Source organism: Streptomyces sp. 150FB (assembly GCF_000818195.1).
Classification (GTDB): domain Bacteria; phylum Actinomycetota; class Actinomycetes; order Streptomycetales; family Streptomycetaceae; genus Streptomyces.
The window spans coordinates 4379654-4392106 of record NZ_JTHL01000001.1; the positions used below are offsets into that span (position 1 = coordinate 4379654).

Annotated in this window: 12 protein-coding genes, 1 tRNA gene and 1 pseudogene; 9 read left to right on the top strand and 5 right to left on the bottom strand. The window is 68.4% G+C overall.

The features are described from left to right. A pseudogene (locus QR77_RS48790) lies at positions 1-182 on the bottom strand (hypothetical protein); the annotation flags it as partial. A 66-nt stretch (positions 183-248) separates the two neighbouring features. Continuing rightward, on the bottom strand, positions 249-2597 hold the full coding sequence (locus tag QR77_RS18660; protein WP_236710728.1) for a terpene synthase family protein: 2349 nt from the start codon (positions 2595-2597) through the stop codon (positions 249-251). 233 nt (positions 2598-2830) lie between these two features. Here QR77_RS18660 and QR77_RS18665 point away from each other — a divergent pair, with 233 nt between their 5' ends. The 4 genes from QR77_RS18665 (at position 2831) to QR77_RS18680 (ending at position 6378) form a co-directional block, all read left to right on the top strand. Continuing rightward, on the top strand, positions 2831-3436 hold the full coding sequence (locus tag QR77_RS18665) for an HhH-GPD-type base excision DNA repair protein (RefSeq protein WP_040023049.1): 606 nt from the start codon (positions 2831-2833) through the stop codon (positions 3434-3436). 68 nt (positions 3437-3504) lie between these two features. After that, entirely contained in the window at positions 3505-5106 is a 1602-nt protein-coding gene (locus QR77_RS18670; protein ID WP_236710729.1) for a M28 family metallopeptidase, read from the top strand. Between the two features lie 223 nt (positions 5107-5329). After that, positions 5330-5632, top strand: coding sequence for a type II toxin-antitoxin system VapB family antitoxin (locus tag QR77_RS18675; RefSeq protein WP_040023051.1), 303 nt, complete (start codon positions 5330-5332; stop codon positions 5630-5632). 113 nt (positions 5633-5745) lie between these two features. Beyond that, the gene (locus QR77_RS18680) at positions 5746-6378 is read left to right on the top strand and encodes a LytR C-terminal domain-containing protein (protein WP_040023053.1); all 633 of its coding nucleotides are present in this window, start codon (positions 5746-5748) and stop codon (positions 6376-6378) included. Positions 6379-6458: 80 nt separating this feature from the next. Here the strand turns inward: QR77_RS18680 and upp are convergent, their stop codons facing one another. Next, positions 6459-7094, bottom strand: a complete 636-nt coding sequence (gene upp / locus QR77_RS18685) for a uracil phosphoribosyltransferase (protein ID WP_040028231.1) — start codon at positions 7092-7094, stop codon at positions 6459-6461. Positions 7095-7224: 130 nt separating this feature from the next. On the opposite strand from upp, the gene QR77_RS18690 reads away from it, so the two are divergent. The 4 genes from QR77_RS18690 (at position 7225) to QR77_RS18705 (ending at position 8878) form a co-directional block, all read left to right on the top strand. Continuing rightward, positions 7225-7473 carry a hypothetical protein gene (locus QR77_RS18690; RefSeq protein ID WP_040023057.1) on the top strand — a complete coding sequence of 83 codons (249 nt, stop codon included), beginning with the start codon at positions 7225-7227 and terminating at the stop codon, positions 7471-7473. A gap of 209 nt (positions 7474-7682) precedes the next feature. Next, on the top strand, positions 7683-8219 hold the full coding sequence (locus tag QR77_RS18695; protein ID WP_040023058.1) for a hypothetical protein: 537 nt from the start codon (positions 7683-7685) through the stop codon (positions 8217-8219). 65 nt (positions 8220-8284) lie between these two features. After that, the gene (gene tadA / locus QR77_RS18700; RefSeq protein WP_078877837.1) at positions 8285-8713 is read left to right on the top strand and encodes a tRNA adenosine(34) deaminase TadA; all 429 of its coding nucleotides are present in this window, start codon (positions 8285-8287) and stop codon (positions 8711-8713) included. Positions 8714-8793: 80 nt separating this feature from the next. After that, positions 8794-8878 (top strand) — tRNA-Ser (locus QR77_RS18705). Between the two features lie 430 nt (positions 8879-9308). Here QR77_RS18705 and QR77_RS18710 read toward each other — a convergent pair. After that, positions 9309-9677 (bottom strand): DUF1330 domain-containing protein, encoded by a 369-nt coding sequence (locus QR77_RS18710; protein ID WP_040023060.1) that lies wholly within the window; start codon positions 9675-9677, stop codon positions 9309-9311. Positions 9678-9849: 172 nt separating this feature from the next. On the opposite strand from QR77_RS18710, the gene QR77_RS18715 reads away from it, so the two are divergent. Continuing rightward, positions 9850-10824, top strand: a complete 975-nt coding sequence (locus QR77_RS18715; RefSeq protein ID WP_040023062.1) for a magnesium transporter CorA family protein — start codon at positions 9850-9852, stop codon at positions 10822-10824. A 49-nt stretch (positions 10825-10873) separates the two neighbouring features. Here the strand turns inward: QR77_RS18715 and QR77_RS18720 are convergent, their stop codons facing one another. Continuing rightward, positions 10874-12292 carry an LCP family protein gene (locus tag QR77_RS18720; protein ID WP_236711124.1) on the bottom strand — a complete coding sequence of 473 codons (1419 nt, stop codon included), beginning with the start codon at positions 12290-12292 and terminating at the stop codon, positions 10874-10876. Positions 12293-12453 lie beyond the last annotated feature (161 nt).

The window sequence follows — 12453 nt, forward strand, 5'->3', positions numbered from 1 at the left end:
CGCGTACGTACCCACGCGTCGTCGACGCCCCACGCCCCGGGCAGCGCCTCGTTGGGGACGGGCGCCCCTGGGACCCATCCCGTTACGGCTTCCAGCACCGCCGTCCGTACGTCCCAGGCGCGCGGAGCCTCCACTTCCGCTTCCGACTCCGCGCACCCGTCCAGCACACACCCGCTCGCCATCGCGCCCCCCATCCGTAATCGATCGCATCGACCGGATGAGCAACGCTCCACGGCATACTGGCGTTACTACGCCATATGGGGCACATTTGCCGAAGCGTGCGCGGAGACCGGCGCCGAAGGGGGCGTGAACGCGGCCGTGGGTGCCGGCTCCAGCGCCCGCGAAGGCGAAGGGAGTTGAATTCTCGCCGCCGATGTCCCCGGACCCGTGAGGGCCGGCGGCAGCCAGCGGGTGACCCCCGCGCGGTCCTCGATCAGGTCCTCCTCGCGGTAGCGGTGGCAGCCGTCATGCCAGATCAGGATCCCCGCCAGCCAGTTCTCCAGATCCTTCACATAGCCGTCGAGCGCCTTGCGCGCGGCGTCGTCCAGGTCGAAGTCGTCGTACAGAACGGGCAGTTCGTTGGCGGCGACATGCTGGAACTGCCGCATCCGCGACTTCATCAGGTCGTCGATGATCCGCAGACCTGTCGGGTAGTCGCAGTTGAAGAAGTTCTGCACGACCAGCACGCCGTTGTGCACCTCTCCCTCGAACTCGACCTCCTTCTGGTACGAGAAGACGTCGTTCATCAGACAGGCGTAGTCCTGCGCCGCGTTCTCCAGGGACTTCATCGGGCCGCTGCGGTAGATCTCGCGCGGCACGCTGTCGCCGAGGCCGATCCGCGACAGGCTCATCGTCATGTCCGAGCCGAAGGTCTGGCGGCGCATCTCCATGTAGTCGACGGGGTCGGGGATACGGTTCTGCGCCTGATTGGCCAGCTCCCACAGCCAGCTCGCCGTCATGTCCTCCACGGACTTGCGGAACGTCTGCCGCCCCTCCAGGTCCATCGGCCCCGCCGTACGCGCCCAGAGGTCGCCCAGTGCCCGCTCCAGCGCGGTCGACGGCGCGGGCGTCTCGACCGTGTCGAGCGGCATGAACAGCGACAGGCGGTCGTTGCAGGCCTTCGCGCCCGCCAGGTCACGGGTGTTGCCGTAGACGACCGGGAAGTAGTCGTCCCCGTACGTCCCCCAGGCGAGCCAGTCCGAGGTCAGGTCGAGCCCCTCGGCCGTCGCGTCCGGGTGGATGCCGGCGGCGCACAGCGGGAGGTCGATCCGGCGCAGCCGCGGCTCGTCCCAGACGTCGGAGAAGGGCACCCCGGGCTGCGCGTCGAGGATCCCCATCCGGTGGCACCACTCGACGACGTGCTCCCGCGAGGTGTCCAGATGTCCGCTGAGCGTGGTCTCGAACGGCATCTCGAATTGCGGCAGTACGGAGGGCCCGACCCGCTGGAACGGGACATGGCTGTGGCTGCGCAACCGGGCCGGGGTCCCGGCCAGCAGCGTCTTGAGGAAGTCGGAGGCGGCCGTGCCCCGGCCGACCGGGGTCATCGCGAACGGCGGCCCCGCCGCACCCGCCGTACTGGTGCCGTGGACCTCGGCGGCCCCGGTGTCCCCCGCGCCGTTCATGTACCGGCTGGAGCGCATGTGCCACTCGTGGCCGCCCGACTGCCAGTCCTGGAGCCCCTTCACGTAGGCGAGGGTGCCGGCGGCCGACACCGGGTCGATGCCCTTCTCGACGAAGAGCGGGCCCAGTTCGGTCAGGGCGGTGTTGTCGAACTGCTGGAGGCGCGAGGTCAGCAGGTCGTTGACGGCGTCCGCCGCCTCCTGCGTCGTACAGCCGAGGAAGGTCTCCAGGACGAGCACCCCGTTGCTCAGCTCGCCCTCCTCCTCGATCTCCCGCTGGTACGAGAAGAGGTCGTTCCGCAGATGGACGGCGTCCGAGAAGGTCTCCTTCAGGACCCGCAGCGGGCGGGTGGCGGCGATCTCGGCGGGGATCTCGGCGCTCACATATTCGATGAGCCCGGCGGACCACGGCGCCCCGCCGACCTTGCGGCGCATTTCGATGTACTCGACGGGATTCGCGACCCGGCCCGCATTGATGTTCGAAAGTTCCCAGAGGGATTCGTTGAGCAAGTTCTCCGTCGACTCGGCGAACCGCTCCCGCCAGTCCATGGACATGCTCGGGACCGTACGCGCCCAGAGGTCGGCGAGACCCGCCTCGACGGGGTTGGTCGCCTCGGGGAAACCGTCGGCGAGATCCATCGGCATGAAGGCGGCCAGCCGGTCGAGATAGACCTTTCCGCCGTCCCGGTCGTGGTCCCGTTTGAAGATCTCCAGAAAGTGGTCGTCGAAGAAGAAGACCCACACATACCAGTCCGTGACCAGCGACAAGTCAGGGCCGTCGCAGTCCGGATGGGTGTACGAGCACAGCAGCGCGTAGTCGTGGGAGTCGAGGTCGTGCTCCTCCCAGATTCCCGAGCCCTCCAGCATTCCCATGTCCCTGGCCCACTGTTTGGAGTGGACCCGCGCCTCCTCCAGATGAGGATTCAGTCGGGCCGGGTACGGCATGTAGAAGTCCGGCAGTTCAAAGGGCTGTGTCACTGGCGCGCGGCCTTTCCCGACGGTTCCGGAGGATTTTTCCGCACCGGAATGAGCCGATCAGGAATGCCGGCATCGCCAACCGCCCCCCTGTCTCGTCACCCGGTCGGCCCAGATCTACCCTCCATGGACGGCAACCATCCGCGCAGCACAAGAGTCGTATAAACGTACGTATAAACGTGCGCTTTCCGCGTGCCCTGCGCGCGGTACGCGGCGACCCGGGTGATCATCGTGGGATGAGCACCCCACTCCGGCTCGCACAGCAGCCCGAAGCCGACGCCCTCCTCGGCCGCAGCCCGCTGGCCGCGCTGGTGGGCATGCTGCTCGACCAGCAGGTTCCGATGGAATGGGCGTTCACCGGCCCCTACACGATCGCCACCCGCATGCACGGCGACGATCTGGACGCGCGGGCGATCGCCGCGTACGACCCGGACGCGTTCGTCGCACTGCTCTCCGAGAAACCGGCCGTGCACCGCTACCCGGCGTCCATGGCGGGGCGGGTGCAGCAGCTCTGCCAGTTCCTGGTCGAGCACTACGACGGCGATCCGACCGCGATCTGGCGCGATGTCGCCACCGGCGCGGAGGTACTGGCGCGGCTGAACTCGCTGCCCGGCTTCGGGAAGCAGAAGTCCCAGATCTTCCTTGCCCTGCTGGGCAAACAATTCGGTGTACAGCCCACCGATTGGCGCGCCGCCGCCGGGTCGTACGGCGACGAGGGCTCGTACCGCTCGGCCGCCGACATCACGGGACCCGAGTCCCTCGGCCGGGTCCGCGCGTTCAAGCAGGAGGCAAAGCGCAAGGCAAAGGCGGCAAAAGCAGCGAAGGACGACGGGAAATCCTGAACACGGTCCCCAGCGGCCACACGGGTGGTTAGTTTTCCCTCACGCTCCTCCGGACCGGAAGGAACCCTGTGAACGCGATACCGCGCAGACTCCTGGCTGTCGCAGCCGCCACCGCCCTCGCCGCACCGCTCCTGCTGACGGCGTCACCCGCCTCGGCGCAGCCGCACTCCCCCCAACAGCACGGCCGGCACGGGCACATACCGAGCGCCGCGAAGGCCGCAGCGAAGGCGGGCGCGAAGCTCTCCCGGGAACTCGTACGGGAAGCCTCCGCCAAGGACGCCTACCAGCACCTGAAGAAGTTCCAGGCCATCGCGGACTCCGCGGGCGGCAACCGCGCCGCCGGCGCCATCGGCCACGACGCCTCCGCCGCGTATGTGTACAGCCGGCTCAAGAAGGCCGGCTACCAGGTCTCGTACGACACGTTCGACTTCACCTACATCGAGACGCTCTCCGAGAAGCTGACGGTCAAGGCGCCGACGCCGCGCGATGTCGCGATCACGGCGATGTCGTACACCACGTCCACGCCGGAGGGCGGCATCACGGCGCCGCTCGCCGCCGTACCCGTCGACACGACAGCGGGCTGCGAGCCCGCCGACTACGCGTCCACGGACGTCACAGGCAAGATCGCGCTCATCCAGCGCGGCGGCTGCGACTTCGCGGTGAAGCAGCAGCAGGCCGCCGCCGCCGGCGCGGTCGGCGCGATCATCTACAACAACACCGAGGGCGTGCTCAGCGGCACCCTCGGCGATCCGGCCGCCGCCAAGATCCCCACCGGCGGGGTCAGCCAGGAGGACGGCGAAGCGCTCGCCGCCGAGGCCGCCGGCGGGGACGTGAGCGTCACCCTCGACGTACGCCAGCTCCAGGAGCAGCGCACCACCCGCAACGTGATCGCCGAGACCAAGTCAGGGCGCGCCGACCGTACGGTCATGCTCGGGGCCCACCTGGACTCCGTCACCGCGGGCCCCGGCATCAACGACAACGGCTCGGGCTCCGCCGGGCTGCTCGATGTGGCCCTCGACCTCGCCAAGACCCACCAGAAGCCGGCCAACAAGGTCCGCTTCGCCTGGTGGTCGGCGGAGGAGCTGGGGCTGCTCGGCGCCGACGCGTACGTCACCGGGCTGAGCCCCGAGCAGCGCGCCGACATCGCGCTCTACCTCAACTTCGACATGATCGCCTCGCCGAACTACGCCGAGCTGGTCTACGACGGCGACGACTCGGACGCGACAGGCTCGGGGCCGGGCCCCGAGGGTTCGGCGCTGCTGGAGAAGGACATCATCGACTTCCTCGACGCCAGGAAGTCCCCGCACCAGGGCACGGACTTCGACGGCCGCTCCGACTACGGGCCCTTTATGGACGCCGGCATCCCCTCCGGAGGCACCTTCACCGGCGCCGAGGACATCAAGACGGCGGCGGAGGCCAAGAAGTACGGCGGCGAGGCCGGCGTCGCGTACGACAAGTGCTACCACTCGGCCTGCGACGACCTCTCCAACATCAACATGAAGGCCCTCGACATCAACGTCGACGTGATCGCCGACGCCGTCGGGACGTACGCGTACGACCTCGGCGCACTCGCGAAGCGCGCCCCGGCCGACGCCGACGCCCCGCTGAGCGGGCGTACGGGCTCCGGTTCCGGCCTGTCGCCGACGCGTGGCCACACGCCGAGCGCGTAGCGAAGCAGCCGCGTAACAGCAGAGGCGGCGGGAGAACAGCGGGAGCGGGGGCAGCATCCCCTTTCGGGCGAATCAGCCGGCGCGGTCCGGTGGCAGCCGGCCACCGGACCGCGCCGATTCCGCACCTCGGGTGCGGCTTTGGTCCCGCTTGTGCGGTGAATACCGCTTATGCGCTCCTGCGCCTTGGCTGCGCCCGGAGCCGCTCTCCCGGTAGGCTTTCCGTGTGATCTTCAAGCGCATCGGTAACGGGCGGCCGTATCCCGACCACGGCCGGGAATCCACCCGCCAGTGGGCGGATGTCGCGCCGCGTCCGGTCCGCCTCGATCAGCTCGTGACCACAAAAGGTCAGCTTGATCTGGAGACGCTCCTCGCGGAGGACTCCACTTTCTACGGCGACCTCTTCGCGCATGTCGTGAAGTGGCAGGGCGATCTCTATCTGGAGGACGGACTGCACCGCGCGGTCCGGGCCGCACTCCAACAGCGGCAGGTGCTCCATGCGCGTGTTCTGGAACTCGATCAGGGCTGAACGCAGCACCGGGGCGGTCGCGACTAGCCTTTCAGAGCTAATTCGTACTTCTGACCGCCTAATCTGTTGATCGTTTAGTAGGAATCACCACCCGCTCGCACTACGCTGCGCTCATGAGCATGCTGACTCCCCCCGGCCTGGGCGGAAAGTACCGCATCACGGGCGAAAAGTACCCCCGCATGCGCCGCCCTCGTCATCGCCGCAAGTACGTGCTCGCAGCCGTCGCCTCAGTGGTCGCCCTCGGTCTGGCCGGGTGGGGGACGCTCCAGCTCATCGACGTCTTCACCGGCGAGGGCAAGAAGGCGAACGCGGCCGACCGCGAGCCGGACTGCCGGCCGTCCGTCGCCCCGGTCAGGGCGCTGCCCAAGCCGGCCCAGATCAAGGTCAACGTGTACAACGCGACGCCGCGCAGCGGTCTGGCCAAGACGACCGCCGACGAGCTGAAGAAACGCGGCTTCGCCATCGGCAAGGTGGGCAACGCTCCGGCCGCTTTCGACAAGAAGGTGCCCGGCGCCGCCGTACTGCTGGGCGCTCCGACGGCCGCCGACAGCTCCATCAGCGTTCTCGGCACCCAGGTGAAGGGGGCCACACCGAAGACCGACACCCGCAAGACCAAGGATGTAGATCTGATCATCGGAACGGCCTTCAAGACGCTGAACGTCCCGCAGGAGGCGAACCAGGCCCTCGCGACGCTGACGAAGCCGGCGCCCAAGCCGTGCGCGGGGAGCACGGCGGCGCGACGGTAGGGGGCGCGGGGTGGTGGCGTACGTACGTCCCAGCTCGCAGCTCGGCTCCCCGCTCCCCGCTCCCCGCTCCCGGACAGGGCCTAGTCGACGGTCCCGTACATCCGGTCCCCGGCGTCGCCCAGGCCGGGGACGATGTACCCGTGCTCGTTGAGGTTCTTGTCGATCGCCGCGGTCACGACCGTGACGGGCGCGCCCGCCAGCTCGCGTTCCATCACCTCGACGCCCTCGGGCGCGGCGAGCAGCACCACGGCGGTGACGTCGTCGGCACCGCGCTTGATCAGCTCCCTGATCGCCGTGACCAGCGTGCCGCCGGTCGCCAGCATCGGGTCCACCACGTACACCTGACGGCCCGAGAGGTCGTCGGGCATCCGTGAGGCGTACGTGGACGCCTTGAGCGTCTCGTGGTCCCTGACCATGCCGAGGAACCCGATCTCGGCGGTCGGCAGCAGCCGCACCATGCCGTCGAGCATGCCGAGCCCGGCCCGCAGGATGGGCACGACCAGCGGACGCGGGTACGAGAGCCGCACCCCGGTCGTCGCCGTCACCGGAGTCCTGATGTCGACCTGTTCCGTACGCACGTCCCTGGTGGCCTCGTAGGCGAGCAGGGTGACCAGCTCGTCGGCGAGCCGCCGGAAGGTGGCCGAGTCGGTGCGCTCGTCGCGCAGCGTGGTGAGTTTGTGCGCCACCAGGGGGTGGTCGACAACGTGAATCCGCATGGCGACCACAGTAACCGGGGGCCAAGGCCTCACGCCCCGGCATCAAGCCCTTGCATCAAGCCCCGGCATCAAGCTCCGGTCCACGGGGAAGCTTGATGGGGAGTCCCCGGCCTTGGGTGGTGGAGCGTCGATGCGGGAGCAGGAACGGTCGCAGGACGATGAGCCGTACGCGGACGGGCTGGACCCGGACGCGCTGGCCCCGGACGGGCCGGAACGGGAGCGGCGGAATCCGAAGGAGGACGCGGAGCGCCGCCGGCGGCGCGCGAGGTTCCTCCGGGAGCTGAACGAGGCCAGGGCGCTGCGCGAGCGGGTGAAGCCCCGGCAGGCGCGGGCGGCACGGATGCGCCAGCAGATGCGTATGCGTACCTTCCGCTGGTAGCGGGGCAGTTCAGAGGCCTCGAACGGCCCGGTGCGACCGAATGTGGCATCCGGCAGTCGAGTACGAACAGGCGCCGAATAAAATGGGCGCACGACGCAACGGCGGAAGACCTCTCGCGGAGCGCTGGTTTCTGCCACGATTCCGAGAGGGCGGGGCACAGAGCACCGCACCGCCGGATCGTCACACCTCTGACCAGTGGGAGAGTCACGGTGTACTTCGCCGCACTGCTCGCGCGCACCGAAGTCGGGTGGGAAGCGAGCGATACAGAGCTCGACGACGTGGAGACCCTGTCGGATCTGACCGACCTGGCCCGTGACGCCTCGGTGGACGAGGACACAGTCCTCGTCTTCATCGAGCAGGAGGACGCCTGGTTCGGCATCCTCCGCGTCGAGGGCGAGGAGGACCCTCGTATCTACGTCTCTGACGCGGCCGCGGCCGCACGCTCCTCGTACGGGGAGATTCTCATCGATGAAGTGATCGGCAGGGACGACGAAGACCCGGCCGACGAACTGGATTCGCTGGACCTCGACGGTACCGAGGACGGCGAATCGGACGTGAACGACGAGGAGGACGAAGACAGCCCCGTGACGGCCGGAGAGACCGTGCCGTCGGGACCCGTCGGGGATCAGGAGATCCTCGCCGACCTCGGCCTTGGCGAGGCGGAACTACTGGCGCTCGACACCGACGCGATGGCCGAGATCGCGGAGGCCCTCGGGGCCGCCGAGGTCCTGGAGACCGTCCGCTAGTGCCCGGGCAGGACCCTGTGCACACCTCTGTGCACGACCCGGTACGCGATCCGTGGCGGGCGCCGATGCGCCGTGCCCTGGACGAGGCGGCACGGGCGGCGCGGTCCGGCGATGTGCCGGTCGGCGCCGTCGTGCTGGCCCCGGACGGGACCGTCCTCGCGACGGGCCACAACGAACGCGAGGCGACGGGCGACCCGACGGCCCACGCGGAGGTCCTGGCCATCCGCAGGGCGGCCGGGCGGCTCGGCGCGTGGCGGCTCACGGACTGCACGCTGGTGGTCACTCTGGAGCCGTGCACGATGTGCGCGGGCGCGATCGTGCAGTCCAGGGTCGACCGCCTGGTCTTCGGCGCCCTGGACCCCAAGGCCGGCGCGGCCGGCTCACTGTGGGACGTCGTACGCGACCGCCGCCTCAACCACCGCCCCGAGGTGATCCACGGAGTGCTCGCCGAGGAGTGCTCCGCACAACTCACCACCTTCTTCCGAACCCCCTGACCACCCACCCCCCGCACCTCACCCCCGCCCCCCGGATACCGATTTCGGAGCACGGCACATCGTGGGCTAAGCTCTCTCCCGGTAGCGTGTCCGAGCGGCCGAAGGAGCTCGCCTCGAAAGCGAGTGTGGGGAAACTCACCGAGGGTTCAAATCCCTCCGCTACCGCTCTCACACCCTCCTGAACTGCGGGAACGCAGATCAGGGGGGTGTTTTGCGCGCGCCCCGGGAGCTGGCAGAAGCACAACTGCCCAGCACGGGCGGCACGTTGCCCCCCGTACGGAGGGATCTGCCACCTATGGCCCTCGGCGAGTATCCCCACAGCCCGGCGAGGTAGCCGAAGCTCCGGCCCGCCACCCCGAAGAGCTCCCCCTCAGACACGGCCGCACCGCCCCCGCGAGAAACCTCATCCGGCCCCACATCAACCAGATCGCCAGAGCCCACCTCCCTGTCAGTTCAGTAAGGCGGCGGGACGAGGCAAATGCCAGCACCTACGAATGCGGCGGAAGGACCACGTTGTTCTTCCCAGCCGCCTGCCGTGTTTCGCCCGGCAGTTCCTCCTCCACGATCACGGTGTGCGTCGCCTTACTCGTCAGTTCTATTCGGTCTCGGTGCGCTTCTCCGCGCCGATCGCGGACCGGATCTGCTTGGCGAAGCCGCGAACGGTGTAGTCCGGGGGGAGGCTGTCGATCAACACCATGTCGGAGATCGCGTTGTTGATACGCAGCGGCCGGATTTCCCGGTAACCGGGTGAGTCGTACCACTGTTCCGCGGCGGTGCGGTCGGGGAACTCCATCAGCACGGCCGTCCCGGGCCACGCGCCCTCCACCAGGGTCACTTCGCCGTTCGCGAGCCATTTGCCGCCGAACGGCTTGGCTGTCTCCTCGACCTGCTCAAGATAGGACAGACCCGCTTCGTTGGGGACGTCACCGGGAATACGGAGGTGGTTGATCAGATAGGTGCTCACTTCTGGACTCCTGAACTTCATCAAGCACTTCTGAATGTCGGAAAGCTATAGCTTCCTCGTTCGTGGCCGAGCGTATATCCCCTGATCTCAAGAGTTTGACAGGCGTCCGGTGAAATCGCAGCGGCGAGCCGAGAACCGGACGGGGCGGTGCGGGCGGCTACGCTCGGTATTCATGGTGCGCACCCGCCTTTACCGCAGCGGCACTCTGATCTCTGAGAATTTCCCCGTCCGCGACATCTCCGAGTACCTCCGCGATCCGACCTCGGTTGTCTGGCTCGACCTCTACCAGCCGGAGCATGACGAATTCGCCTTGATCGGTGAAGAGTTCGGTCTGCATGAGCTCGCGGTGGAGCATGCCCTGCACCAGGGGCAGCGTCCCAAGATCGACCACTACCGCACGCACATCTACATGAACGCCTACGCGACCAACGTCGCCGACGTCGGCGAGGCGCTGACTGTCAGCGAGATCGCGGCGTTCGTCACCAACCAGGCGCTGATCACCGTCCGCAAAGATCCCGGCATCGCGATCGATGAGGTGGTGGCCCGCTGGGACGACTCCCCGGAACTGGCCGCCGAGGGCGTCGGCTTCCTGCTGCACGGCCTGCTGGACCATCTCGTCGACGGGCACTTCCGCGCCGTCCAAGCGCTCGACGATGCCATCGAGAAGCTGGAGGACCTGGTGTTCGACGAGGGGCGTGAGCAGGTCCTCGCCGTCCAGCACCGGGTGCTGGTGCTGCGCAGGTCGCTGGTCGACCTGCGGCGGACGGTGCTGCCGGTGCGCGAGGTCGTCAATACGCTCATGCGCCCGGGGCTCCAGCTCGTCACCCCGCGACTCGTGCCCTACTACCAGGAGATCTACGACCAGGTCCTGCGGGCCACCGAGTGGACCGAGTCGTTGCGCGACCTGATGAACTCGGTCATGGAGACGAACCTGTCCGTCCAGGCCAACCGGGTGAACGTCATCATGAAGAAGGTGACGAGCTGGGCGGCGATCATCGCGGTGCCCACCGCCGTCACCGGTTTCTACGGGCAGAACGTCCCGTACCCGGGCTTCGCCCGCGAGTGGGGGTTCGCCGTCTCCAGCAGCGTCATCGTGCTGATGGCACTGGTGCTCTACCTCGTCTTCCGCCACAAGGACTGGATCTGACGGCGCCTCCAGCCGGGCGCGCGGCCGACCTGCCCGCGCCCGGCGGGGGCTACCCGTAGGAGAGGTCGGAGCAGAGGTCGTGGTCGGCGGAGCGTGCCTGGGCGGATACGTCGCTGGGCAAGGGGGCGGGCGGCGCCGGAGAAGTGGACGGGGTCGGGGTGTTGGCGTAGTCCTCGCCCGTGACGAGGTTCAGCCGGGCGTCGGCGACGGGCTGGAGTTCCGCTCCGGGGAAGAGCTTGGCGAGGGTCTGGGCCTGGGATTTCAGTCCGGTGCCGTACTGGATGACGGTGGTGGCGTGGTCCTGGGTACGGGCGGTCGCCGTGCCGGTGACGGTGAAGTGGTGGTCACGCAGCAGGGTGGTGGCACGGCCGGCGAGGCCGTCGGTCGTGGTGCCGTTGTAGACGGCGACGGTGATGCCCGCTCCGACCACGGACGGTGTGCCGGCGGTGGAGGTCGGGGAGGGCTTTTTCTTCTGGCCCGTGGTGTGGCCGTCGAGGGTGCGGTCGTCCTTGAGGGTGGCCCAGAGGCTGTCGACATCGGGGTGGACGAGGGCGACGCGGGCTCCGTCGTAGCGCCAGGGGGCGGTGAGGAACTGGATGTTGGCCAGGTCGATGTTCTGCAGTGACATCGCGAAGGACAGGAGCTTGTTCGGCGAGCCGAGGCCGGGGTCCACGGTGAGGGACTTGGTGGCCGCGTTGGCCAGCGGGAGCAGTGTGGTGGGGCTGAAGCCCTCTTTCTTGACCTGGGTGATGAGGCTGGAGATGAACGCCTGCTGGCGTTTGGTGCGCCCGATGTCGGAGCCGTCACCGATGCCGTGCCGTAGCCGCACGTAATCCAGGGCGGCTTTCCCGGAGACCTTCTGTTCGCCCTTGTGGTAGAGGAGTTCGCCTTGAGTGAGGCGGCTGGGGCTGAGGTCTTTCTGGTAGATGTCCTTGGGCAGGCACACCGGTACGCCGCCCACGGCCTCGGTCATCGTGGCGAAGCCCGCGAAGTTGACGACGACGGTGTGGTCGACGCGCAGTCCGGTCAGGGCTTCGACGGTGTTCTGGGTACAGGCGGGGTTGCCGGCAGCGGTACTGCCCAGGGAGAACGCGGCGTTGAACATGGTGTTCTGGCGCCGGTCGGTCCAACTGCCGTCGGGCAGCCGGCACGGCGGGATGTCCACGAGGGAGTCGCGCGGTATCGAGACGCCCACCGCGTGACGGTGATCGGCGTAGACGTGGAGCAGGATCGTGGTGTCGGAGCGGCCGACCGCGTCGGTGCCGCCGCCGAGTTTCGCGTTGTCGCCGGAGCGGCTGTCGGAGCCGATGAGCAGGATGTTCTGCGCGTCTCCGGGAGTGTCCTTGGGCCTTTGACGGCTGAGGCCCTTGCCGTCGAAGGTGTCGATATTGCCGTTCAGCCGCAGGTACACCGCGCCAACGGAGGCCACGGCCAGCACGACCGCTGAGGCGGCGATGGCCAGGAACAGCCTCTTCCGGCTCCGCCCGGGTCGCCGGGTGCGCCCGCAGGATTTCCGCCGGCCGGCGCGCCCCCCGGGGCCGGGAGGTGCGGGCTGGTCGGGTGTGGAGTGATGATCAGTCATGGATCACGCAATCGTCCGGGCGCCTGCGTCGCAGGCGCGGCGTCGCT